We start from the raw sequence: 21427 nt of genomic DNA on the forward strand, positions 1-21427 counted from the left end.
CTGTGAGGATGCGTTCCGACGAGCTCTGCCCCTGTGGCACCGGAGATCGATTCGGTACGTGCTGCCTGCCGATACACGTTTCGGAGCGGCAGGCACAGACCGCGGAACAACTGATGCGGTCGCGCTACAGCGCTTATGTGGTCGGCGACGGGGACTACATCTGGCGAACGTGGCATCCGCGGACCCGTCCGCCGGAGGTCACCGACTTCACCGTGACATGGACGCGGTTGGAGATCGTCGACTGCGTTGGGGGTGGATGCGGCGACAAGGCAGGCGAGGTCGAATTCCGGGCCTACCACCGGGCGGGTGTCCTTCACGAGCGGTCCCGGTTCGCGGTCCGCGGCGGCCGGTGGGTCTACATCGACGGCGACATCTTCGACTAGACGTTTCATCGCCCGGCCGGCGCCATGGGCACCGACCGGGCGAGAGGGGATGTCGTCAGGCCAGCAGATCTGCGGGGTCGGTGAAGGGCAGGTCGAGGTCGGTGGCGACCTGCTCGGACAGCAGCGCGCCTTCGTGGGTGGACAGGCCCTTGGCCAGCGCGGAATCAGCGCGGCAGGCGTCCTGCCAGCCCTTGCCCGCCAGCTTGAGCACGTACGGCAGCGTCGCGTTGGTCAGCGCGTAGGTCGAGGTGCGCGGCACCGCGCCTGGCATGTTGGCGACGCAGTAGAACACGGTGTCGTGCACCGAGAACGTCGGATCGTCATGCGTGGTGGGCCGCGAATCCTCGAAGCAGCCGCCCTGGTCGATCGCGATGTCGACCAACACTGCGCCCGACTTCATCGCTGCCACAGTCGAATTGGTGACCAACTTGGGCGCCTTGGCACCGGGTACCAGCACTGCGCCGATCACGAGGTCGGCGCCCTTGACGGCGTCTTCGAGGTCGAGCATCGACGAGTAGCGGGTCTCGATGCTGCCGTTGAACTCGTTGTCGATCTTGCGCAGCGTGTTGACGTTGACGTCGAAGACGTTGACGTGGGCGCCCATGCCCTTGGCAATGCGAGCGGCGTTGTAGCCCGCCACGCCGCCGCCGATGACGACAACCTCAGCCGGCGCGACACCGGGGACGCCGCCCATCAGGACGCCGCGTCCGCCGTGGCTGCGCATCAGGTGGTAGGCGCCGACCTGTGCGGAGAGGCGGCCGGCGACCTCGCTCATCGGGGCGAGCAGCGGGAGCGCCCCATCGGCGGTCTGGACCGTCTCGTAGGCGATCGACGTGGTGCCGGACGCCATCAGGGCATCGGTGCACGGCTTGGACGCGGCGAGGTGGAGGTAGGTGAAGAGTGTCTGACCCTGACGCATCTTGGCGTACTCGGGCTCGATGGGCTCCTTGACCTTGAGCAGCAGCTCGGCTTCGGCCCAGACCTCGTCAGCGGTATTGATCATCTGGGCGCCGGCGCGCTTGAAATCGGCATCGGAGATGGCGGAGCCGTCGCCGGCACCGGCCTGGATGAGGACCTCGTGGCCGCGCTGGACCAGCTCGGCGACACCGGACGGCGTGATCGCGACGCGGAATTCGTTGTTCTTGATCTCGGTCGGGATGCCGACGCGCATGATCGCTCCTCGATAGGGGAATTCGGTTGAATCAATTGTGAAGAAACATCGAAATAGAGGCAATAACGATGACGATCATTTCGTAGAGTGTCGATATGCCAGAAGGATCATCAGAATTTGATGGGACTCGTGCGGCGCGCCCGAAGGATGTTCGGGCCCCTGCGATCGACGAGGTCGACCGGCGGATTCTGACGGCTCTGCACGCCGACGCCCGGATGTCCAATAGTGCGCTCGCCGACCTGATCGGGATCGCCGCATCGACGTGTCACGGCAGGGTTCGGCGGCTGCAGGACCTCGGGGTGATCCGCGGGTTTTACGCCGACATCGATCCCGCGGCGATCGGATTGACGTTGCAGGCGATGATCTCGGTCAGCCTGCAGGCCAACTCGCGAGGCAAGATCCGCAACTTCATCCAGACGATCCGACGCAAGCCCCAGGTCATGGATGTCTATTTTCTCGCCGGGGCTGACGACTTCATCCTGCATGTCGCTGCGCGCGACACCGACGATCTGCGGGCGTTCGTGGTCGAGAATCTCAACGCCGACGCCGATGTGGCCGGGACGCAGACGTCACTGATCTTCGAGCATCTGCGTGGCGCCTCGCCGCTGTAGTCAGGCGGGTGTCAGTGTGACGTTGAGCAGGGCGACGGCAACGTCGCTCGGAAGGACGTCGACGAAGGTCGGCGCATCTCTGAGCGCGGATCCCGTGCCGATGATGTTGGCGGGAAAGGTTGCCGCACAAGGGAAGTTGCTGCATCGGAACCAGATGCCGGGCGGGCTCTGATAGGGCTGCATGCTCGGCGACTGGTCCACGCGATAGCGGCCCGGCGGGATGTAGGACGTCGCCCATCCGTCTCGCGGTTGGGTTGTCACGCCGAAGACGCCGTTGCTGCCGTAGGGCACGGCGATCGCGGGGGAGGCGGCCAGTGTCCCCGCCATCAGGGTGCATGCCGTCGCCGCGGCGAACGTCAACGATCGCCGGTGTGTGCCGCTCATTCTCCGAGGCTAAACCGCGCTACGGAACGTCGTCCTCGTCTTGAGGTAATAGGTATCTCTCGGGGTGGTGGTAGCCGTTGATGCGATGTTGGCCGTCCCCCGCAAGCGGGTGGTGCCCCCAGTCGAGGTCTGGTGGTGGGAGCCATTCGGTGTGGCCTGTGGCGTTCTTGCGGGTGCGCCAACCCGTTTTGTCGAGCATGCGGTGGTCGGGGCCGCAGGCGAAGGTCAGCTCGTCGATGTTGGTCTGTCCGTCGTCTTTCCAATCCGCGACCGCGTGATGCACTTGGGCCCAGTAGCCAGACACCGTGCAGCCGGGTCGGGTGCAGCCGCGCTCCTTGCCGTGCAGGACGATGCGCTGGGCGGGGTTGGCCAACCTTTTAGCCCTGCCGAGGTAGAGCGACTGTTCGGTGTGCTGGTCAATAGACGTACAGGTAGTGGAATGCGTTGGCGGCCATCTGGATCAGATCGCGCATCGGCACCAGGCTGCCGCCGCCGGTGACCGCGACGCCGGCGCCTTTCTCCAACTCCTGCAACGTGGTGGACACGATCACCGTGACGGGAAGGCCGTTGTGATCGCCGAGCCCGCCTTCGAGTGCACGGCATGCGAGGGCTTCGAGCGCATCGTGGTTGCGCTGCTCCGGCGTGCGCGGATCGGTGCCGAGCGGCTGCGGCGACGGATCGTGGTCATCGGTCACGGGGTCGCCGACGCTCGCCGTTTCGTTAGTGTCGGCGGTGTCGTCGAGTTCTTCGACGGGGATGTTGTGTCCCGGTGCGGCGGGCGTGTCAGATGGTTTGTGTAGCTGTGGCTCCTGAGTGAATGGAGCAGTATCGATGGATGTGAGCACTGACGAGCCGATGTCGGGCGCTGAGGCCATGGAGGCGTTGAAGTCCGCGGGTGTGTTGGACGATGTGTTGGCCAAGATCGATGCCGGCCAGTTGCAGTTGACCGGTCAGGGCGGGTTTCTGGCCGAGATGGTCAAAGCGGTGCTCGAGCGTGGCCTGGCTGCTGAGCTGACCGACCATCTGGGCTATGAGAAGGGTGATCCGGTCGGGCGTGAACTGCCCAACGCCCGCAACGGGTTCACCCCCAAGACAGTCGCCAGTGAAGTCGGCGATGTCGGGTTGGCGATCCCGCGTGATCGCGAGGGCAGTTTCACCCCGACGCTGGTCCCGAAGGGCTCGCGACGCCTGGGCGGCCTCGACGACATGATCATCTCGCTCTACGCCGGCGGAATGACTATCCGCGACATTCAGCATCATCTGGCCACCACGATCGGCACCGAGCTCTCCCACGAGACGATTTCCAAGATCACCGACGCGGTACTCGACGAGGTGGCCCAATGGCAGAAACGGCCGCTTGAGGAGCTGTATCCGATCGTCTATCTCGACGCTCTGGTCATCAAGATCCGCGACGGCCATCAGGTCAAGAACAGGGCAGCCCACATCGCCGTCGGTGTCGATCTCGACGGGATCCGCCACGTGCTGGGAATCTGGGTCACAGCCAACGAGGGCGCCAAGTTCTGGGCTGGGGTGTGCGCAGAGCTGGCCAATCGCGGGGTCAAAGACATCCTGATCGTGTGCACCGACGGGCTGACCGGGTTCGCCGAAGCCGTTGAGGCGACCTGGCCGCAGGCCACTGTGCAGACCTGTGTGGTGCATCTGATCCGCAACTCGATGCGGTTCGTGTCCTACGGCCAGCGTAGGGCGATCGCAGCCGCGCTCAAGACCGTCTACACCGCCCCGACTGTCGATGCCGCAGCGGAGGCGTTCGAGGAATTCGCCAATTCGACTCTGGGACAGTCGAACCCGACGACCGTGATCGCCTGGCGCAACGCCTGGGAGCGGTTCATCCCGTTCCTGGCGTTCCCGCCAGCGTTGCGGCGGATCATCTACACCACCAACGCGATCGAATCGTTGAACTACCAACTGCGCAAGATCATCAAGAACCGCGGCCACTTCCCCAACGATCAAGCCGCGGTCAAACTGCTCTGGCTGGCGATCTGCAACATCGAGGACAAACGCGCCCGAGAACGGCAGAAGTTCTATGACGACCCGCTCAAAACCGGGGATCGCTCACGCAGTAAGCGTCTCGTCGAGGGAGCACGCACCAACGGCTGGAAGCAAGCATTGGGCGCACTAGCGCTGACCTACCCCGAACGAATCAACCCCTACCTATAACCCGCCACCTACACAGAAATCTTGACAAGCTCGGTGCGGCTTCTTTGGCCCACACCGCTTCCACCATCGCCCGGCATTTGGCTGTCATCCAGCCGCTGACCCGGCTGTAGCCGTCGGCTTGCTGGCGCCCGAACCGCACCCCACGCTTGCGGATGCGCTCCTTGTCCGACGGAGCAGGACCGTCCTGATCGATCTTGACCAACAAGTACCTAGCCGCTGCGGATAGGGTCTCCGGATCCAGCCCCGCGCCCTGGCGCGCCAATTCCACATCGGCCTGCGCACGCGTGCCGGCATCCACCCACTTCGGCAACGTCTTGTGGAACTTCGCGATCACCGCGACATGCTCCTCATCGAGTAGCCCCTGAGCTTGGGCGGCGGCGGTGGCTTCCCATAGCGGTGCCAACGGCTCGCCGCTGATCGCCCGCCCCGGTCCCAGGCTTTTGGCCCGCACCAACCGGCGTCCCGCTTCTCTCCCCGAGATCCGCAGAGCCGTGGTCAACACCTTCTTCCACGACGCCTCTCCCAGCCGGTGCGGTTCAGTCTCTGCCAGAAGCCGCGCCAGCACCCGATGCTCCAGGGTCGGAATCGTACGGGTCACCGTCGCCAACTCACTCAACAGCCTGATCAGCTCGCGGTGGGACAACTCGTCGCACGCCTTGGCCAGGATGGTGATCTGCTCACCCATCCCCGCCAACGCGTCCGACACCGCATCCATGAATCGAACACTAGTTCGAACCACCGACAAGCCGGGATCGAAATGTGACCAGAGAAACCCAAGTGGCAGAAGAAAATTCAGAGGTTTGGTTGTCCGGCAGGGGGCAGGCCCCCGCCCGCCCGATAGGGTGAGCCCATGCGAGTCGGAGTACTGGGCGCCAAAGGCAAGGTGGGCGCGACGATGGTGGCGGGCGTCGAAGACGCCGACGACCTCACCTTCACCACCGGTGTCGACGCCGGTGACGCGCTGTCCACGCTCGTGGACAGCGGCACCGAAGCCGTCATCGACTTCACCCACCCGGGCGTCGTCATGGACAATCTGAAGTTCTTGATCGACAACGGAATTCACGCTGTGGTCGGCACCACCGGGTTCACCGACGAGCGTATCGGCCAGGTCGAGGACTGGCTGTCGGCCAAGCCTGACGTATCCGTGCTCATCGCGCCGAACTTCGCGATCGGCGCCGTCCTGTCGATGCACTTCGCGCAGCAGGCCGCCAAGTACTTCGAATCCGTCGAGGTCATCGAACTGCACCATCCGCACAAGGCCGACGCCCCATCGGGTACGGCGGCGCGCACTGCACGCCTCATCGCGGAAGCGCGAAAAGGCATGCCGCCCAACCCCGATGCCACCAGCACCGGGATTGAAGGCGCCCGCGGGGCCGACGTCGACGGCATCCCGGTGCATTCGGTGCGGCTCGCAGGCCTCGTCGCCCACCAGGAGGTGCTGTTCGGCACCCTCGGTGAGACGCTGACGATCCGGCACGACAGCATCGACCGCACGTCGTTCGTCCCCGGCGTTCTACTTGCGGTGCGCAAGATCCGCGAGTTCCCCGGGCTGACGATCGGCATCGAACCGCTCCTCGACCTGACATGAGCGACGGAGCGCGCGCACTTCGCACCCAGCTGCTGATCGGCTTCATGTGCGTCGCGCTCATCGTGTATTTCGTACTGCTGGGGCGTGCGGCGTTCGTCCTCATCGGGTCGGGCGAGGTCGCGCCGATCGGGCTCGGGGTGGCGATCCTCATCATGCCGGTCATCGGCCTCTGGGTTCTGTTCGCCACCCTCAAAGCCGGTCTGGCGCACCAACGGCTGGCTCGCAAGGCGCGGGAGAGCGGCATGGAGCTCGACGTCGGCGACCTGCCGCGCAGGGCCTCCGGGCGCATCGAGCGCGAGTCTGCCGACGCATTGTTCGCGACCGTTCGCGACGAGCTCGAAGCCGACCCCGAGAACTGGCTGCGCTGGTACCGACTGGCTCGCGCCTACGACTACGCCGGCGACCGCTCACGGGCCAGGGAGACCATGAAAAAGGCTGTGCAGATGGAGGAGTCGGCGCGATGAGCAAGACACTGCTGATCGTTCACCACACTCCGTCGCCGCACTGCCACGAGATGTTCGAGGCTGTGATCGCCGGAGCTACCGATCCCGAGATCGACGGCGTCGACGTCGTCCGCAGTCCTGCCCTGACAGTGTCACCGGCTGAGATGCTCGCCGCCGACGGTTATATCCTCGCAACGCCGGTCAACCTCGGATATCTCAGTGGCGCACTGAAACACGCATTCGACTGCGCGTATTACCAACTCCTCGACGCCACCCGCGGACGACCCTTCGGGGCCTATCTGCACGGCAACGAAGGCACCGAGGGGGCCGAGCGGGCGCTGGCCGGCATCACCGGCGGCCTCGGCTGGGAACAGGCCGCGGAGACGGTCATCGTGTCCGGCAAGCCGACCAAAGACGACCTCGAAAACTGCTGGAACCTCGGCGCGACGGTCGCCGCTCAGTTGATGGTGTGACGCCTGCGCGAACGCAGTGCGGCCCGGAACACCGTGACGGGGTGGTTGAGGATTGTCGTCAGCTTGCCGGGAACCGACGTGGGCTCACGTCCGACGCCGAGTTGGATGAACAGCGTCAGCCGGTCGAAGTAGACGCGTTCGCACACCAGGTCGGCGCCGTCGAACTCGAACACCGTGACGATCGGCAGGCATAACCGCCGGCCGGTCGGCGGTAAGCCACGAAAGGGCCCGCGGTGCGTTCCGTGCACCACCGTTTCGAAGATCACGCGGTCGCCTTGGTGGCCGAAGGCCTCGGGGGCGATGTCGAAATGCATGTCGGGAAAACCGGTGAACAGTTCGCGATATGCATCCACGACAGCCGCGTGTCCGTCGGCTATCTCATTGCCGGGCAACATCGTTCGCTCGGCTCCCGGCCTGAAGGTGGCGAGCGTCGCCGGAATGTCATGGCGGTTCTCGGCATTGAGGTGGGCGAGCACTGTCACGCCGCGGAGCTCCCGCAGCGGCATGTCCACTCTCGACGATCTGGTCACAAGTTATCCCCCCCGGGATATCTGTCAATCCTGTCGTGATCTGGTTCATTCTGTCGTGACAACGTGATTAACGCCAGCGTAGATTATGGACGCGCGGAGCGGAGGCCGGATCGTCATCAGCGCTGACGTTTTCACCGTCGGCAGTGGTATGACGGTGACCAACAGCTGACAGGAGTCGCCATGCCCGGTATCGCCGAACTCGCCCTCGCCGGCGCGCCGATCGCCGGTGGCGCGCTCCTCGGCATCGCCGCCGGAAACCTCAAAGCCCCCGACGTGCGCGGCATGATCGCCAAGGACATGGATCTGCTCGACCGGATCCCCGCAGAACAGGTCGAGCGGCGTGCTGAGCTGCAGCGCGTCATCGATCTTCGTATCGACTCGCTGATCGCCGCCGTCGACAAGAACCGGGAGATGCGCGAACTCGCCGCCTCCTACCAAGGGAACTGGCGCGACATCGTCGTCTTCATCTGCGCGATCCTGTTCACCATCATCTGGTGGAACGTCGACCACGGCCGGGCGAACTGGACGTTGATGTTCATCGTGCTGATCGTGCTGAGCGTCCTCGCAGGCGGCTACGCCGCGCGGGGGATAGTGCGCGGCGTAGCCGCCGTCCTGCACTCGCGCCGCAAGACCGCAACCTAAAGCGTTACGGCGGAACGGCTTTCACCCCAGATGAGCGCCGAAGAACGATTCCGTCGCGTCCCAGTGCTTGGCTGCCGCCGCCTCGTCGTACGGTGCGTTGTCGGGAACGGCGAAACCGTGCTGGGCGGAATACCACTCGATGGTGTGCTCGACGCCCGCCGCGGTCAGCGCCTTGTCGAGCGTCTCGCCGTTCTCGGCGGTGAAGGACTTGTCGTCCTGGGCCGCGCCGACATACACGGCGGCGGTGATCTGCTCAGCGAGCAGGTGCGGGCTTCCGGGATCGTCGGACGCCAGCCCGCCGCCGTGGAACGACATCGCCGCTGCGACGCGCTCCGGTAGACGGCCGGCAACCACGAGCGACGTGCGTCCGCCCATGCAGTAGCCCGTGGTTCCGAACGACTCGCCGCTGACCTCCGGCCGTGCGGCCAGGTAGTCGAAGAACGCGGCCGCGTCCGAGGCCATGATCTCCGGCGTCACCTTCGACATCATCCCGAACAGGCGCTTGCGCTCGACCTCGTCGCCGAAGACCGTCGCGAACTCGAACGGCGCCCACTCGCCTTCGCGGTAGTAGACGTCGGGCACCAGCACGGCGTAGCCGAGGCCGGCAAGCTGCTCGCCCATCGAGTCGAAGACAGCCCGAGGCCCACCCGCGTCGGGATACATGATGACGCCAGGCCACGGGCCGTCGCCGTCGGGAGTGTGCAGGCTGACGGTGCAGGAACCATCGGAGGTCGTCACGGTGTCGGTGATCGTCGGCATGTGTTCCGTTCTACTCCGCGCCACGGCACGTAAGCTGAGCGCGTGCCGATCGCCACCCCGTACGAGGATCTGTTGCGTCTGGTGCTTGACACCGGAGTCCCCAAATCGGATCGCACCGGCACCGGTACCCGCAGCCTCTTCGGGCATCAGATGCGGTACGACCTCAACGCCGGGTTCCCGCTCCTGACCACCAAGAAGGTGCATACCAAATCGATCGTCTACGAGTTGCTGTGGTTCCTGCGCGGCGACTCCAACGTGCGGTGGCTGCAGGATCACGGTGTCACCATCTGGGACGAATGGGCCTCTCCCGCAGGTGATCTCGGACCGGTGTACGGCGTGCAGTGGAGATCGTGGCCGACGCCGTCCGGTGAACACATCGACCAGATCAGCGCAGCGCTCGACCTCCTCAAGCGCGATCCCGACTCACGGCGCAACATCGTCTCGGCCTGGAACGTCGGCGAGATCCCGCAGATGGCCCTGCCGCCCTGCCACGCGTTCTTCCAGTTCTACGTCGCCGACGGGCGCCTCAGCTGCCAGCTCTACCAGCGCAGTGCCGATCTGTTCCTCGGCGTCCCGTTCAACATTGCGAGCTACGCGCTGCTCACCCACATGATGGCCGCGCAGGCAGGGCTGGGTGTGGGGGAGTTCGTGTGGACCGGCGGCGACTGCCACATCTACGACAACCACGTCGAGCAGGTCACCGAGCAGCTCTCCCGCGACCCGCGCCCGTACCCGGAACTTGTTCTCGGGCAGCGTAATTCGATTTTCGACTACACCTACGATGACGTCGTCATCAAGAACTACGATCCGCATCCCGCGATCAAGGCCCCGGTGGCGGTATGAGGACTGCTTGCAGGTCCGAATCGTGAGTCAGGGCGAACTGAACCTGATCTGGGCGCAGTCCAGCGACGGGGTGATCGGACGTGACAACGGCATCCCGTGGCGGGTGCCCGAGGACATGGCCCGCTTCAAGGAACTCACGATGGGCCACACCGTGATCATGGGTCGGCAGACGTGGGAGTCGCTGCCCGCCAAGTTCCGGCCGCTGCCGGGCCGCAGAAATGTCGTACTGACCCGGCAAGCTGACTATGTGGCTGACGGAGCAGAGGTTTTCGCGTCCCTCGAAGACGCGCCGACCGACGACGCGTGGGTGATCGGCGGCTCCCAGATCTACGGTCTGGCGATGTCCCTCGCAACGCGGTGTGAGGTCACCGAGGTCGACATCGAGCTGCACCGGCGCGACGAGGATGCGCTGGCGCCGCTGCTCGACGAGGCATGGGTCGGCACCGAGGGGAACTGGCACGACAGCTCGTCGGGGCTGCGCTACAAGTACTACAGCTACCTCAGGAAATGAGACTCACCGCTGCGCAGGCGCGGCGGGTGGCGGTCGCGGCTCAGGGATTCCACGAACCGAAGCCCACCGGTCCGGTGAGCCGCGCTCACCTCAAGCGGCTGATCGCCCGGTTGCAGGTGCTGCAGCTGGATTCGGTGTCGGTCGCGGTACGCGCCCACTACGCGCCGGTCTTCAGCCGTCTGGGCCCCTACGACCGCGACATCGTCGACCGCGCGGCGTGGAGCCATTCGAAGAAATCGCCCCGGTTGCTCGTCGAGTACTGGGCGCACGAAGCCGCGCTGATGGCCGTCGACGACTGGCCGTTGCTGCGCTGGCGCATGCAGGAGTACGAGCACGGCCGGTGGGGCGTCGAGATCGTCAAGAAGAACGCCAAGCTCGCCGAGAACATCGTCGACGCGATCGGTCACCTCGGCCCTTCGACGGCCGGCCAGATCGAGGCCTACCTGGAATCGGCGCCCCGGGGTCGCAAGGGTCCCTGGTGGGATCGAAGCGACACGAAGTGGGTTGCGGAGGCGCTGTGGTCCTCGGGCGTGCTGACGACGGCCACCCGGGTCGGGTTCGCCCGGCACTACGACCTCACCGAACGGGTGCTGCCCGCCGACGTCGTAGAACGTGAGGTGGACGAGGTCGACGCTGTCCGGGAGCTGACGTTGCGCGCCGCAACCGCGCTCGGCGTGGCCACCGAAGCCGATCTGCGTGACTACTTCCGGCTCGGCGCGCGGCAGGTCAAACCGGCGATCGCCGACCTCGTCGCGGCAGGCGAGATCGAACCCGTCGACGTCGACGGGTGGTCGGCGCCCGCGTATCTGAGGGCCGGCCAGACGGTCCCGCGCCGCGACAAGGGGACGGCGCTGCTGTGCCCGTTCGATCCGCTGATCTTCTTCCGGCCCCGCGTGGAGCGGCTGTTCGGCGGCTTCCACTACCGCATCGAGATCTATACCCCGCAGCCCAAACGCCAGTTCGGTTACTACGTATGGCCGTTTCTGCTCGACGGCGACCTCGTCGGCCGTGTCGACCTCAAAGCCGATCGACCCAACGGGGCGCTTCGCGTCGTCGGTGCGTTCACCGAGGACGGCCGGGATCGTGCCCACGTCGCCACCGAGCTCGCGTCCGAACTGCGTTCGATGGCGGGCTGGCTGGGGCTCGACGACGTCGTTGTCGGGGACCGTGGCGATTTGGTCACGCAGCTGCGCGCCGCCTTGGTTAGCTGATCCGATGGACGTTCTTCGTACACCGGACGAGCGGTTCGCCGACCTCCCCGACTTCCCGTTCTCGCCGCAGTACGTCGACGTCGACGGGCTGCGCATGCACTACCTCGACGAAGGCCCGGCCGACGGGCAGGTGGTCTTGCTGCTGCACGGTGAGCCGTCGTGGAGCTATCTCTACCGCCACATGATCCCGGTCCTCGCCGGCGCGGGGCTGCGGGCCGTGGCGATCGACCTCGTCGGCTTCGGCCGCAGCGACAAGCCGACCCGTCGCGAGGACTACACCTACCAGGCCCACGTCGACTGGACGTGGGCCGCGATCGAGGCCATCGGGCTGACCGCGATCACTATGGTCTGCCAGGACTGGGGCGGGCTGATCGGATTGCGTCTCGTCGGCGAACACCCGGACCGGTTCGCCAGGGTGGTCGCGGCCAACACGACACTGCCGACCGGCGATCAGCACCCCGGCGAGGCGTTTCTCGCATGGCAGCGATTCAGCCAGGAGACGCCGGACTTTCCGGTCGGCGCCATCATCAACGGAGGCTGCGTGTCGACGCTGACGGCCGACGTGATCGCCGCCTACGACGCGCCGTTTCCCGACGACTCGTACAAGGCGGGTGCGCGGCAGTTCCCGATGCTCGTGCCGACCAGCCCCGACGATCCGGCGGCGCCGGCGAACAGGGCGGCCTGGGACGTCCTTCGCCAGTTCGAGAAGCCGTTCCTGTGCGCGTTCTCCGACTCCGATCCGATCACCCGAGGTGCCGACGCTCCGCTGCGCAAGTTCATCCCGGGCGCACATGGAAGACCCGAGGTGACGATCGCAGGCGGTGGCCATTTCCTGCAGGAGGACAAGGGTCGCGAGCTCGCGGAGGTGGTCGTCGGCTTCGTCGCCGACACACCTGTCGAGTTCAATACCGACACACCTGTCGAGTTCAATACCGACACACCTGTCGAGTTCAATACCGACACACCTGTTTAGGTCGATACCGGCCGGCCCGAGATGACGCGCACCGCTTCGTCGGTCAGAGTTGTAATTTTGACGCTCATAGAGATTGTCATCGAGTTGCGGGAGTCTGCGTGCTTGGGTGGTGGTGGCAGCAGCCGGACCAGTTCGACTGGTTCAGTGCCTACCTGCGCGACCGAGGGCTTCAGTTGCCATGGCGGATCGCGACAGTCGTCTTCACCGTGCTTCTGGGCGCCATCCCCGTCACGCTGATCGGCAGCTCCGCCGGGCCGCAGGGCCCCGTGGCGACCACCACCGCGATCGCGGCCGCCATCGCCGCATGCGGCGCGGCTCTGTTGTGGCTCTTCCGCTGGCCGACCCGCGTCCAGTCGTTGGCCTACACCGCGATCTGCGGCATCTGCATCGCCGCCGGCGTCCTGACCGTGGCGAGCCCTTACAGCGGGCTGATGGGGTGCACGATCTTCGCCGCCATCGGTGGCTTCATCGCCTACTTCCATGCCATGGCTCATGTGCTCGCCAACAACGTGCTGGCTTTGGCCTGTGCGGCGATGACGGCGACACGGTTGTTCGCCGACACCGGTGACATCCGGCTCGTCATCGGGTCGGTCCTCCTCGTGATCACGCTCAACGTCGGCGTGCCGTTCGGCATCTACACGCTGGTGCATTCCCTGCACATCGATCTGCGCAATTCCGACCGGGATCCGCTCACCGGGCTGCTCAACCGGCGATCGTTCTACAACACGGTCCACGAGCAGGTGGTGGCCACGCCGGAAGTGGCGACCACGGTCAACGTCACGATGGTGGATCTCGACAAGTTCAAGCGGCTCAACGACAGTCGCGGCCATGCGGTGGGTGATGCGGCGCTCGTCGAGGTGGCTGCCGTGCTGCAACAGCACGCGGGGACGGCCGCAGTCCTGTCCCGCCTCGGCGGTGAGGAGTTCGTCGTCGCCGACGTCGGCGCGACGTCGCGGCATGTGATGGCCGCCGAGCGCATCCGCGACGGAATCGCTGCACTGCAGTTCGGGATCACCGCCAGCCTCGGCGTATGTAGCACGACGATTCCGGCCGGCACGCAGGTCGAACATCCGGAGTTCATCGAGCGGCTCATCCACACCGCCGACGCCGCGATGTACCGCGCCAAGCGCGCGGGTGGGGACCGTGTCGAGCATCGCCTCCTCGGCGAGCGCTCCTAGTTGAGCGGAATGTCGTTGTCGCCCTTGGATTCCTGATACTGATCCGACAGCGCGTCATAGCGGCTGCGGATCCGGTCGCGCTGCGCGAGCAGCTCGGTACGTACCGGCTCGGGTTCGGCGTCGATCAAGTCGGCGATGGCGTAGGCCGTCCAGAACTCGTTGGTGCGCCGATAGCCGCCTGGATCCAGACCGAAGACCTCTTTGAGAATCACCAGGTCGTGCGGAATCGCGAAGCTGTCGCGGGAATCCTCGTGGCTGTAGAAGTAGTAGTAGTTGTCGAATCCCGCCCAGGTGATGGCCGACATGCACAGCGTGCAGGGCTCGTGGGTCGTCAGGAACACAAGGTCTTTCGTCGGAGGCCGCTCGGGTATCTCGTAGAACTGCCGCAGCGTGTTGATCTCACCGTGCCACAACGGGTTGTCGGTCTCGTCGTTCGTGCCGGCGATCACCAGGGACAGATCGGACTTGTTCAGCAGCGCCGCGCCGAAGACCTTGTTGCCGCTTGCAACTCCGCGTTCGGTCAGCGGGAGGATGTCGCCGTCGATGACGTCGAGAAGACGCGAAGCGATCGTGGTCATGGCAAACCCTAACGTCGCCGCGCGCCCTGCGCAGGCGATGAGCGCTAGGCTCTGCCGATGGCCGAGATCGCACCGCTGCGTGTGCAGCTCATCGCCAAGACGGAGTTCTCGACCCCGCCGGACGTGCCGTGGGACACCGACGCCGACGGCGGCGCGGCACTGGTCGAGTTCGCCGGTCGCGCCTGCTACCAGAGCTGGTCGAAACCCAACCCGCGCACCGCAACCAACGCCGCCTACGTCCGGCACATCATCGATGTGGGTCATTTCTCAGTGCTCGAACACGCCTCGGTGTCGTTCTACATCACCGGCGTCTCTCGGTCCTGCACCCATGAACTGATCCGGCACCGGCACTTCTCCTACTCGCAGCTGTCGCAGCGCTACGTTCCCGAGACCGATTCACAGGTCGTGGTGCCGCCGGGCATCGAGGACGACCCCGAGCTGCTCAAGACGTTCCTCGACGCCGCCGATGCCGGCCGGTCCGCCTATACGGATCTGCTCGGTCGGCTGGAAGCCAAGCTGGCCGACTCCGGGAACGCGACGCTGCGGCGCAAGCAGGCCCGCCAGGCCGCCCGCGCGGTGCTGCCGAATGCCACCGAGACCAGGATCGTCGTCACCGGGAACTACCGGGCCTGGCGGCACTTCATCGCGATGCGGGCCAGCGAACACGCCGACGTCGAGATCCGGCGGCTGGCGATCGAATGCCTGCGCCAGTTGATCGACGTCGCGCCCCAGGTGTTCTCCGACTTCGAGATCATCGCGCTCGCCGACGGCACCGAGGTGGCGACCAGCCCGCTGGCAACCGAGGTGTGAGCGGGAAAGGCATTCGTGGGGCGTATGGGTGACCGGGTAATCTTGGTGCCCGTGAGTACCAGCGGATTCGACGCGCCGGCCCGGTTGGGCACCCTGTTGACCGCCATGGCGACTCCGTTCAAGCCCGACGGCTCGCTGGATACCGATGGTGCGGCACGGCTCGCCACCCACCTCGTCGACTCGGGCTGCGACGGGCTGGTCGTCTCGGGTACCACCGGAGAATCGCCGACCACCACGGACGACGAGAAGATCGAACTGCTGCGTGTCGTCCTCGACGCTGTCGGTGACCGCGCCAGGATCGTCGCCGGCGCGGGAACCTACGACACTGCCCACAGCGTGCACCTGGCCAAGGCGAGCGCGGCCGCCGGGGCGCACGGCCTGCTGGTCGTCACGCCCTACTACTCGCGGCCCGCGCAGGCAGGTATCGCCGCCCATTTCACCGCCGTCGCCGACGCGACCGATCTGCCCGTCATCCTCTACGACATTCCGCCGCGCTCGGTGGTGCCCATCGAGTGGGACACCATCCGAGCGCTCGCCGAGCATCCCAACATCGTCGCCATCAAGGATGCGAAGGGGGATCTGCACGGTGGTGGACAGATCATCGCCGAGACGGGCCTCGCCTACTACTCGGGCGATGACGCCCTCAACCTGCCGTGGCTGGCGATGGGCGCCGTCGGGTTCATCAGCGTGTGGGGCCACCTTGCTGCCGGCCAGTTGCGAGACATGTTGGCAGCCTTCGCTTCCGGTGACGTCGCGACGGCCCGCAAGATCAGCGTGGAGCTCGGGCCGTTGAACGCCGCCCAGACCCGTCTCGGGGGAGTCACGCTCTCCAAGGCCGGTCTGCGGCTGCAGGGTGTCGAGGCCGGTGATCCGCGCCTGCCGCAGATTCCCGCCACACCCGAGCAGATCGAGGCGCTGAGCGCGGACCTGCGCGCCGCCGGGGTGCTGAGGTAGTGGTCGGCCAGTGGATCTGACGCATACTCCACCGGGCCCGCTGGCCCCGGGCGGCCTGCGGGTCACCGCACTCGGCGGGATCGGCGAGATCGGCCGCAACATGACCGTTTTCGAGCATCTGGGTCGCCTGCTCATCGTGGACTGCGGTGTGTTGTTCCCCACCCATGACGAACCCGGCGTCGACCTGATCCTGCCCGACCTCCGGCACGTGCAGGACCGCCTCGAGGACGTCGAGGCGATCGTCGTGACGCACGCCCACGAGGACCACATCGGTGCGATCCCGTTCGTGCTCAAACAGCGCGCCGACATTCCCATCGTCGGTTCGAAATTCACGCTCGCCCTGATCGCCGAGAAGTGCCGTGAGCACCGCATCAGCCCGGTGTTCGTCGAGGTGGCCGAGAAGCAGAAGAGCACCCACGGCGTCTTCGAATGCGAGTACTTCGCGGTCAACCATTCCGTCCCCGGCTGTCTTGCGATCGCCATCCACACGGGCGCGGGCACGGTGCTGCACACCGGCGACATCAAGCTCGACCAGCTGCCGCCGGACGGACGCCCGACGGACCTGCCGGGGATGTCGCGGCTGGGGGACGCGGGCGTCGACCTGTTCCTGTGCGACTCGACGAACTCCGAGATCCCCGGCGTCGGCCCGTCGGAAAGCGAAGTCGGCCCTTCACTACACCGGTTGATGCGCGGTGCCGAGGGGCGCGTCATCGTCGCGTGCTTCGCCTCGAACGTCGACCGGGTGCAGTCCATCATCGAGGCCGCGGTCGCCCTGGGTCGTCGTGTCTCGTTCGTCGGCCGGTCGATGGTGCGCAACATGGGCATCGCCCGCGACCTCGGCTACCTGCACGTCGCCGATGAGGACGTGCTCGACATCGCCGCCGCCGAGATGATGCCCGCCGACCGCGTCGTGCTCATCACCACCGGCACCCAGGGCGAGCCGATGGCAGCGCTGTCGCGCATGTCGCGCGGTGAGCACCGCAGCATCACGCTGACCGCGGGGGACCTGATCATCCTGTCGTCGTCGCTGATCCCCGGTAACGAGGAGGCCGTCTACGGGGTCATCGACTCACTCGCCAAGATCGGGGCCAGGGTCGTCACCAATGCGCAAGTGCGCGTGCATGTCTCGGGCCACGCGTATGCCGGGGAGCTGCTCTTCCTCTACAACGGCGTGCGGCCCCGCAACGTCATGCCGGTGCACGGCACGTGGCGGATGCTGCGCGCCAACGCCGCGCTCGCGGCCCGAACCGGGGTTCCGGAGGAGAACATCGTCCTTGCGGAGAACGGCGTCAGTGTCGACCTGGTCGCGGGTCGCGCGAGCATCGCGGGCGCGGTTCCGGTCGGCAAGATGTTCGTCGACGGTCTCATCACCGGAGACGTCGGCGACGCCACGCTGGGCGAGCGGCTCATCCTGTCCTCGGGGTTCGTCGCCGTCACCGTCGTGGTTCGTCGCGGCACCGGAAAGCCCGCCGCGCCGGCGCATCTGCATTCGCGGGGCTTCTCCGAGGATCCGAAGGCGCTCGAATCGGTCGCGCGCCGGGTGGAGGCCGAGCTGGAGCACCTCGCGTCGCAGAACGTCACCGACCCGACGCGGATCGCGCAGGGAGTGCGGCGCACCGTCGGCAAATGGGTGGGCGAGACCTACCGCCGGCAGCCGATGATCGTCCCGACTGTGATCGAGATCTGACGGGCCGCTTCTTCGCCCCTGGAGCGTTCGGCTCGCCGCGCTGTCATGGTTACCCCTCGTGAACCGTGGCGCGGCGGCCGTCCGAGCCGAATCTTGGACTCGTTGCTCCAGAAGTATTATGCACGGTGAATGGGCCTGAGCAATACATCGGTATGGATTGCTTATCGCTGGAAAATATGGCATTGCGTAAATTTTGCTCACAACATTTCCAGCAAGTCCGTAATTTTTTCATTTCGGCGATTTTTCTGCAGTTCAGCGACATGCATCCGGTATGGCAGCACATGAAAAGGTGCTTGCAACGGATTACGCTACGCACCGTCTCTTTAAAACGCGAGCCACCGAACAATTAGTTCGCTTGGCTTAACTTTTATGTCTGCGAATAGTTTGCTAGGCGCTATTACACGGCCTCCAGCCGGTAACCCATGCCCCGCAGTGTCACGAATCGGTTGGACCCGAGCTTGCGCCGCAGGTACCGAACGTAGACGTCAACCACGTTCGATCCCGGCTCGTAGTCATAGCCCCACACCTGGCTCAGCAACTGCTCGCGGGACAGCACCTGGCCCGGATGCCGCAGAAATGTCTCGGCCAGGGCGAATTCGCGTGCGGACAGGTCGACCGAGTAGTCGCCGACGTGGGCTCTGCGGGTACGCAGATCAAGCCGCAGGCCGCCGTAGGTCAGCGTGGTCATCTCGGCGGCCCGCTCCGGTGCCAGCCGCAGACGGACGCGCGCGAGCAACTCCTCGAAACGGAACGGCTTGGGGATGTAGTCGTCGGCGCCGCCTTCCAACGTCGCGACGGTCTCGGCGACGCTGGTGCGGGCAGTGAGCACGACGACAGGAAGGGTGCTGCCCTCCGCGCGCAACCGCCGCAGCACGGTGAAGCCGTCCATCCCCGGCAGGCCGATGTCGAGCACCATCAGATCGAAGTCACCACTGCGGGCATAGGCATAGGCGGACGGTCCGTCCGAGACGACGGTCACCGAGAAACCGTTGGCGGACAGACCTTTCCGGACGAACGAGGAGATCCGCGGCTCATCCTCGGCGATCAGGATTGCGGCCACGGCTGCTTCGTTTCCGCGGTGGCGGTCGGGGCGGGCCCGGCGGGAACGAACACGGTGAACGTGGATCCGCGTCCCAGCGCCGAGTCGAGCATCACGTCCCCCTGTGCGCAACGGCGATGGTGCGCTCCTATTTGCTCACCACGGGCGAACCGCTCGAAGATCCTGGCCCGGTTCTCGGTGCTGACGCCCGGTCCCGAGTCGGAGACCCAGAACTTCAACCAGCCGCCCGACAGCTCCGATCCTACGCCAATCCACCCGTTTGGCCTGGTAGAACGGCATGCGTTGTCGGCAAGTGCAACGAGTGTCTGCGTGATCCGTTGCGGATCCGGCACGGTGGTTCCGATCGCCGTGCACTGCAGCACGAAATCGCGTTCGTCGAGTTTGCGGACACTGACGTGAAAGACAGATGAGAGGGCTCTCATCTGTCAGCGAGCGGCCATCACCGTCCATTCGAGCGCCGAGGCCGCGATGTCGCGGCCGGTCGGCCGGATGTAGAGGTCGCGGAAGTAGCTCGGCCCGGCCTGCTCGACCAGCCGCCAGCCGTACTCGGCGAGCAATTCGCCGACCTGTTCGGGCACCAGCCCGGATTTCCACATTTCGCGGCGCTTGCGGAACTTCCGGTACACCGATTCGGCGCCGTAGAGATTCGTCCCGTCGATGAAGTCCTGCCGGACATAGGTGAAGACCAGCCTGCTGCCCGCAGCAGCACCGCTGAGCTGGGACAGCGTCGAGCGCACCGCCTCAGGCGTCAGGTACTGCGTCACGCCCTCCCAGATGAAGAACGTGCGCTGATCACGGCGATAGCCGTGTGACTCCAGCGCCGGGATCAGCGCATCGCGCTCGAAGTCGACGGGAACCAGATGCACGGACGCAGGCACCTCGCCCAGCGCGTGCCGCACCACCTCCGCCTTCAGGTCGATGTTGGCCTGCTGATCGACCTCGAAGACCGGCATCTCGCCGTGACGCGCGATGCGGCAGGCCCGGGTGTCCAGGCCGGCACCCAGCACGACGACGCTGTCGGTGTCGTTGAGCGGATCCGACAGGCGTTCGTCGATGAACCTCTTGCGGCACGCGATGCCCGCCCACAAGCCGGGACCGGAGCGGTCAGCGGCGGCCTGCGCCGCCCGCCGCAGCGCCGCCGAGCGGGTCAACCGCACCAGGAACTGGAAGCGGTTGGGCAAAAACGATTCTGCGAGATCGTCGTCGACGAGGCGACGCTCCGGCGGTTCGTTGTGCTCGATGGCCGCCAGCACCATGGGCCCGAAGGCGGTCTGGGCGGCGGCGTTTCGAGACGTCATCGCTTATTGATATACCCCGCATCGACCGGAAGCGTGATCCCGGTGACGTAGCGGGCCGCGTCCGACACGAGCCAGAACACTGCATTGGCGATGTCCTCCGGCTCGAGCGCCTGCACCGGAAGCGCGTTGCCCATGTCGGGGCCGCCGCCCTGACTCTCCTGCGCCACCCCTTCCAGCCACGAGCGGGTGAACTCGTTGTCGATCATCGGGGTGTTGACCCCTGCAGGATGGACCGAGTTGACCCGAATGCTGTATTGGGCAAGGAAATTGGCGTACACCCGCATTATGCCGACGATGCCGTGCTTGGCGGCGGCGTAGCCGACGGAGCCCGCGACGGGTGCGCCGAGTCCGACGAGCCCGGCCACCGAACTGGTCAGCACGATGGCCCCACCGTTGCCGAACTTGACCATCGGCTTCATCGCCACGTCGATGGTGTTGTAGACGCCCGTCAGATTGACGTCGATGACGTCCTGCCAGGCGTCCGCGGCTGCCATCGGCGCGATCCCGGCGTTGGCGACGACGATGTCGAGGCGGTCATCGAATTTCTCGGTGCCGTCGCGCACGGCCGCCTTGACCGCATCGCGGTCGCGGACATCGGCCTCGTAGGTGGCGATCCGTGCGCCGGTGTCCTCGACGAGTTTGACCGTGGCGGCCATGTCGTCGGCGGTGGCCAGCGGGTACGGGACCGAATCGATCTGCGCGCACAGGTCGAGCGCGATGATGTCGGCGCCGGCGGATGCCAGCTTCACCGCGTGTGCGCGACCCTGGCCGCGCGCGGCACCGGTGATGAACGCGACTTTGCCGGTGAGCTCACCCATGGCGACTTATCCCCGCAGCTGGCCCTTGGCCGGATCGCCGGCGACCACCGGCTGCAGCACCTTGATGTCGGGTGCGCCGTCGAGGTGTTCGCCGACCGTGCCGAACAGCGTGGCCACCGCAGGAGCGGCGCTGTGCGCCTGCAGGGCGTCCGCGTCGGCCCACTGCTCGACGAAGACGAAGGTGCCGTCGGCCTCGTGCAGAGAGTAGAGGTCGCAGCCGGGCTCGCCGTGTACCGCCTCGATGGCCGTTGTGCAGGCATTCCGCACCGTGTCGACGGACTCGGGCTTGGCCTTCATGGTGGCGATGACGACGATCGGCATTCGTGACTCCTCGTTGAGTGAAT

At 65.9% G+C, this 21427-nt stretch carries 26 protein-coding genes and 1 pseudogene; 15 read left to right on the forward strand and 12 right to left on the reverse strand.

Annotated elements, in window-relative coordinates:
• The first annotated feature begins 8 nt into the window (after window positions 1-8).
• Window positions 9-383: a YchJ family metal-binding protein gene (locus P9A17_RS10455; protein ID WP_278038462.1), complete on the forward strand. Its 375-nt coding sequence runs from the start codon at window positions 9-11 to the stop codon at window positions 381-383.
• Between the two features lie 55 nt (window positions 384-438).
• Here the strand turns inward: P9A17_RS10455 and ald are convergent, their stop codons facing one another.
• Window positions 439-1554 (reverse strand): alanine dehydrogenase, encoded by a 1116-nt coding sequence (ald, locus tag P9A17_RS10460; protein WP_278038463.1) that lies wholly within the window; start codon window positions 1552-1554, stop codon window positions 439-441.
• Window positions 1555-1649: 95 nt separating this feature from the next.
• On the opposite strand from ald, the gene P9A17_RS10465 reads away from it, so the two are divergent.
• Window positions 1650-2165, forward strand: a complete 516-nt coding sequence (locus P9A17_RS10465) for an Lrp/AsnC family transcriptional regulator (protein ID WP_278038464.1) — start codon at window positions 1650-1652, stop codon at window positions 2163-2165.
• Here the strand turns inward: P9A17_RS10465 and P9A17_RS10470 are convergent, their stop codons facing one another.
• Both P9A17_RS10470 and P9A17_RS10475 read right to left on the reverse strand, forming a co-directional pair.
• Window positions 2166-2492, reverse strand: a complete 327-nt coding sequence (locus P9A17_RS10470) for a hypothetical protein (protein WP_278038689.1) — start codon at window positions 2490-2492, stop codon at window positions 2166-2168. It abuts the gene before it with no gap.
• Between the two features lie 76 nt (window positions 2493-2568).
• Window positions 2569-3208 (reverse strand): annotated as a pseudogene (locus P9A17_RS10475) (DUF222 domain-containing protein); the annotation flags it as partial.
• Window positions 3209-3380: 172 nt separating this feature from the next.
• On the opposite strand from P9A17_RS10475, the gene P9A17_RS10480 reads away from it, so the two are divergent.
• Window positions 3381-4727 (forward strand): IS256 family transposase, encoded by a 1347-nt coding sequence (locus P9A17_RS10480; protein WP_278038465.1) that lies wholly within the window; start codon window positions 3381-3383, stop codon window positions 4725-4727.
• Here P9A17_RS10480 and P9A17_RS10485 read toward each other — a convergent pair.
• The gene (locus P9A17_RS10485; RefSeq protein ID WP_347403832.1) at window positions 4711-5442 is read right to left on the reverse strand and encodes a DUF222 domain-containing protein; all 732 of its coding nucleotides are present in this window, start codon (window positions 5440-5442) and stop codon (window positions 4711-4713) included. The genes P9A17_RS10480 and P9A17_RS10485 overlap by 17 nt on opposite strands.
• Window positions 5443-5577: 135 nt before the next feature.
• On the opposite strand from P9A17_RS10485, the gene dapB reads away from it, so the two are divergent.
• From dapB to P9A17_RS10500, 3 genes are read left to right on the forward strand one after another with little or no spacing between them, the layout of a single operon-like run.
• Window positions 5578-6315 carry a 4-hydroxy-tetrahydrodipicolinate reductase gene (gene dapB / locus P9A17_RS10490; protein ID WP_278038466.1) on the forward strand — a complete coding sequence of 246 codons (738 nt, stop codon included), beginning with the start codon at window positions 5578-5580 and terminating at the stop codon, window positions 6313-6315.
• Entirely contained in the window at window positions 6312-6779 is a 468-nt protein-coding gene (locus P9A17_RS10495; RefSeq protein ID WP_278038467.1) for a hypothetical protein, read from the forward strand. Before dapB ends, P9A17_RS10495 begins: the two co-directional genes overlap by 4 nt.
• Window positions 6776-7231, forward strand: a complete 456-nt coding sequence (locus P9A17_RS10500; RefSeq protein ID WP_278038468.1) for an NAD(P)H-dependent oxidoreductase — start codon at window positions 6776-6778, stop codon at window positions 7229-7231. Before P9A17_RS10495 ends, P9A17_RS10500 begins: the two co-directional genes overlap by 4 nt.
• Here P9A17_RS10500 and P9A17_RS10505 read toward each other — a convergent pair.
• Complete coding sequence (locus tag P9A17_RS10505; RefSeq protein ID WP_278038469.1) at window positions 7216-7761, reverse strand: ester cyclase; 546 nt, start codon at window positions 7759-7761, stop codon at window positions 7216-7218. The genes P9A17_RS10500 and P9A17_RS10505 overlap by 16 nt on opposite strands.
• 180 nt (window positions 7762-7941) lie before the next feature.
• Here P9A17_RS10505 and P9A17_RS10510 point away from each other — a divergent pair, with 180 nt between their 5' ends.
• A complete protein-coding gene (locus P9A17_RS10510; protein ID WP_278038470.1) occupies window positions 7942-8403 on the forward strand; it encodes a hypothetical protein in 462 nt (153 codons plus the stop codon).
• Window positions 8404-8424: 21 nt separating this feature from the next.
• On the opposite strand, the gene P9A17_RS10515 is transcribed toward P9A17_RS10510, so the two are convergent.
• Window positions 8425-9162, reverse strand: a complete 738-nt coding sequence (locus tag P9A17_RS10515) for a dienelactone hydrolase family protein (protein WP_278038471.1) — start codon at window positions 9160-9162, stop codon at window positions 8425-8427.
• 42 nt (window positions 9163-9204) lie between these two features.
• Between P9A17_RS10515 and P9A17_RS10520 the strand changes: the two genes are divergently transcribed.
• The 5 genes from P9A17_RS10520 to P9A17_RS10540 all read left to right on the forward strand — a co-directional run bounded on the left by P9A17_RS10520 (window position 9205) and on the right by P9A17_RS10540 (window position 13878).
• Window positions 9205-10005, forward strand: a complete 801-nt coding sequence (locus P9A17_RS10520) for a thymidylate synthase (protein WP_278038472.1) — start codon at window positions 9205-9207, stop codon at window positions 10003-10005.
• A 22-nt stretch (window positions 10006-10027) separates the two neighbouring features.
• Window positions 10028-10516 (forward strand): dihydrofolate reductase, encoded by a 489-nt coding sequence (locus P9A17_RS10525; RefSeq protein WP_278038473.1) that lies wholly within the window; start codon window positions 10028-10030, stop codon window positions 10514-10516.
• Window positions 10513-11727, forward strand: coding sequence for a crosslink repair DNA glycosylase YcaQ family protein (locus tag P9A17_RS10530; protein ID WP_278038474.1), 1215 nt, complete (start codon window positions 10513-10515; stop codon window positions 11725-11727). The genes P9A17_RS10525 and P9A17_RS10530 overlap by 4 nt, the downstream gene beginning before the upstream one ends.
• A gap of 4 nt (window positions 11728-11731) precedes the next feature.
• On the forward strand, window positions 11732-12700 hold the full coding sequence (locus tag P9A17_RS10535; RefSeq protein WP_278038475.1) for a haloalkane dehalogenase: 969 nt from the start codon (window positions 11732-11734) through the stop codon (window positions 12698-12700).
• A gap of 98 nt (window positions 12701-12798) precedes the next feature.
• A complete protein-coding gene (locus P9A17_RS10540; RefSeq protein ID WP_278038476.1) occupies window positions 12799-13878 on the forward strand; it encodes a GGDEF domain-containing protein in 1080 nt (359 codons plus the stop codon).
• On the opposite strand, the gene P9A17_RS10545 is transcribed toward P9A17_RS10540, so the two are convergent.
• The gene (locus P9A17_RS10545; RefSeq protein ID WP_278038477.1) at window positions 13875-14456 is read right to left on the reverse strand and encodes a nucleoside deaminase; all 582 of its coding nucleotides are present in this window, start codon (window positions 14454-14456) and stop codon (window positions 13875-13877) included. The two genes, P9A17_RS10540 and P9A17_RS10545, sit on opposite strands and share 4 nt — an antisense overlap.
• Window positions 14457-14513: 57 nt before the next feature.
• Here P9A17_RS10545 and thyX point away from each other — a divergent pair, with 57 nt between their 5' ends.
• Genes thyX through P9A17_RS10560 form a run of 3 tightly spaced genes read left to right on the forward strand, consistent with a single transcriptional unit; the run spans window position 14514 to window position 17907 of the window.
• On the forward strand, window positions 14514-15266 hold the full coding sequence (thyX, locus tag P9A17_RS10550) for an FAD-dependent thymidylate synthase (RefSeq protein ID WP_278038478.1): 753 nt from the start codon (window positions 14514-14516) through the stop codon (window positions 15264-15266).
• Between the two features lie 51 nt (window positions 15267-15317).
• A complete protein-coding gene (dapA, locus tag P9A17_RS10555; protein WP_278038479.1) occupies window positions 15318-16220 on the forward strand; it encodes a 4-hydroxy-tetrahydrodipicolinate synthase in 903 nt (300 codons plus the stop codon).
• A gap of 10 nt (window positions 16221-16230) precedes the next feature.
• Entirely contained in the window at window positions 16231-17907 is a 1677-nt protein-coding gene (locus P9A17_RS10560; RefSeq protein WP_278038480.1) for a ribonuclease J, read from the forward strand.
• A 397-nt stretch (window positions 17908-18304) separates the two neighbouring features.
• On the opposite strand, the gene P9A17_RS10565 is transcribed toward P9A17_RS10560, so the two are convergent.
• The 5 genes from P9A17_RS10565 to P9A17_RS10585 are packed head-to-tail and all read right to left on the reverse strand — an operon-like array spanning window position 18305 to window position 21404.
• A complete protein-coding gene (locus tag P9A17_RS10565) occupies window positions 18305-18967 on the reverse strand; it encodes a response regulator transcription factor (protein ID WP_278038481.1) in 663 nt (220 codons plus the stop codon).
• Complete coding sequence (locus P9A17_RS10570; protein WP_278038482.1) at window positions 18952-19389, reverse strand: HAMP domain-containing sensor histidine kinase; 438 nt, start codon at window positions 19387-19389, stop codon at window positions 18952-18954. Before P9A17_RS10570 ends, P9A17_RS10565 begins: the two co-directional genes overlap by 16 nt.
• A gap of 3 nt (window positions 19390-19392) precedes the next feature.
• Window positions 19393-20265, reverse strand: coding sequence for an SAM-dependent methyltransferase (locus P9A17_RS10575; RefSeq protein ID WP_278038483.1), 873 nt, complete (start codon window positions 20263-20265; stop codon window positions 19393-19395).
• Entirely contained in the window at window positions 20262-21083 is an 822-nt protein-coding gene (locus P9A17_RS10580; protein ID WP_278038484.1) for a mycofactocin-coupled SDR family oxidoreductase, read from the reverse strand. The genes P9A17_RS10575 and P9A17_RS10580 overlap by 4 nt, the downstream gene beginning before the upstream one ends.
• A gap of 6 nt (window positions 21084-21089) precedes the next feature.
• Window positions 21090-21404: a putative quinol monooxygenase gene (locus P9A17_RS10585; protein ID WP_278038485.1), complete on the reverse strand. Its 315-nt coding sequence runs from the start codon at window positions 21402-21404 to the stop codon at window positions 21090-21092.
• Window positions 21405-21427: the final 23 nt, after the last annotated feature.

Origin of the sequence: Mycobacterium sp. 236(2023) (genome assembly GCF_029623955.1) — a bacterium.
Lineage (GTDB): Bacteria > Actinomycetota > Actinomycetes > Mycobacteriales > Mycobacteriaceae > Mycobacterium.

Bases quoted from the DNA above. Each gene is read 5' to 3' on its own strand.
- P9A17_RS10585 (WP_278038485.1), bottom strand. From the start codon at position 21,404: ATGCCGATCGTCGTCATCGCCACCATGAAGGCCAAGCCCGAGTCCGTC.
- P9A17_RS10495 (WP_278038467.1), top strand. From the start codon at position 6,312: ATGAGCGACGGAGCGCGCGCACTTCGCACCCAGCTGCTGATCGGCTTC.
- P9A17_RS10530 (WP_278038474.1), top strand. From the start codon at position 10,513: ATGAGACTCACCGCTGCGCAGGCGCGGCGGGTGGCGGTCGCGGCTCAG.
- P9A17_RS10480 (WP_278038465.1), top strand. From the start codon at position 3,381: ATGGATGTGAGCACTGACGAGCCGATGTCGGGCGCTGAGGCCATGGAG.
- P9A17_RS10470 (WP_278038689.1), bottom strand. From the start codon at position 2,492: ATGGCGGGGACACTGGCCGCCTCCCCCGCGATCGCCGTGCCCTACGGC.
- P9A17_RS10515 (WP_278038471.1), bottom strand. From the start codon at position 9,162: ATGCCGACGATCACCGACACCGTGACGACCTCCGATGGTTCCTGCACC.
- P9A17_RS10485 (WP_347403832.1), bottom strand. From the start codon at position 5,442: ATGGATGCGGTGTCGGACGCGTTGGCGGGGATGGGTGAGCAGATCACC.
- ald (WP_278038463.1), bottom strand. From the start codon at position 1,554: ATGCGCGTCGGCATCCCGACCGAGATCAAGAACAACGAATTCCGCGTC.
- thyX (WP_278038478.1), top strand. From the start codon at position 14,514: ATGGCCGAGATCGCACCGCTGCGTGTGCAGCTCATCGCCAAGACGGAG.
- P9A17_RS10500 (WP_278038468.1), top strand. From the start codon at position 6,776: ATGAGCAAGACACTGCTGATCGTTCACCACACTCCGTCGCCGCACTGC.
- P9A17_RS10535 (WP_278038475.1), top strand. From the start codon at position 11,732: ATGGACGTTCTTCGTACACCGGACGAGCGGTTCGCCGACCTCCCCGAC.
- P9A17_RS10455 (WP_278038462.1), top strand. From the start codon at position 9: ATGCGTTCCGACGAGCTCTGCCCCTGTGGCACCGGAGATCGATTCGGT.
- P9A17_RS10570 (WP_278038482.1), bottom strand. From the start codon at position 19,389: ATGAGAGCCCTCTCATCTGTCTTTCACGTCAGTGTCCGCAAACTCGAC.
- P9A17_RS10545 (WP_278038477.1), bottom strand. From the start codon at position 14,456: ATGACCACGATCGCTTCGCGTCTTCTCGACGTCATCGACGGCGACATC.
- P9A17_RS10465 (WP_278038464.1), top strand. From the start codon at position 1,650: ATGCCAGAAGGATCATCAGAATTTGATGGGACTCGTGCGGCGCGCCCG.
- dapB (WP_278038466.1), top strand. From the start codon at position 5,578: ATGCGAGTCGGAGTACTGGGCGCCAAAGGCAAGGTGGGCGCGACGATG.
- P9A17_RS10580 (WP_278038484.1), bottom strand. From the start codon at position 21,083: ATGGGTGAGCTCACCGGCAAAGTCGCGTTCATCACCGGTGCCGCGCGC.
- P9A17_RS10575 (WP_278038483.1), bottom strand. From the start codon at position 20,265: ATGACGTCTCGAAACGCCGCCGCCCAGACCGCCTTCGGGCCCATGGTG.
- P9A17_RS10510 (WP_278038470.1), top strand. From the start codon at position 7,942: ATGCCCGGTATCGCCGAACTCGCCCTCGCCGGCGCGCCGATCGCCGGT.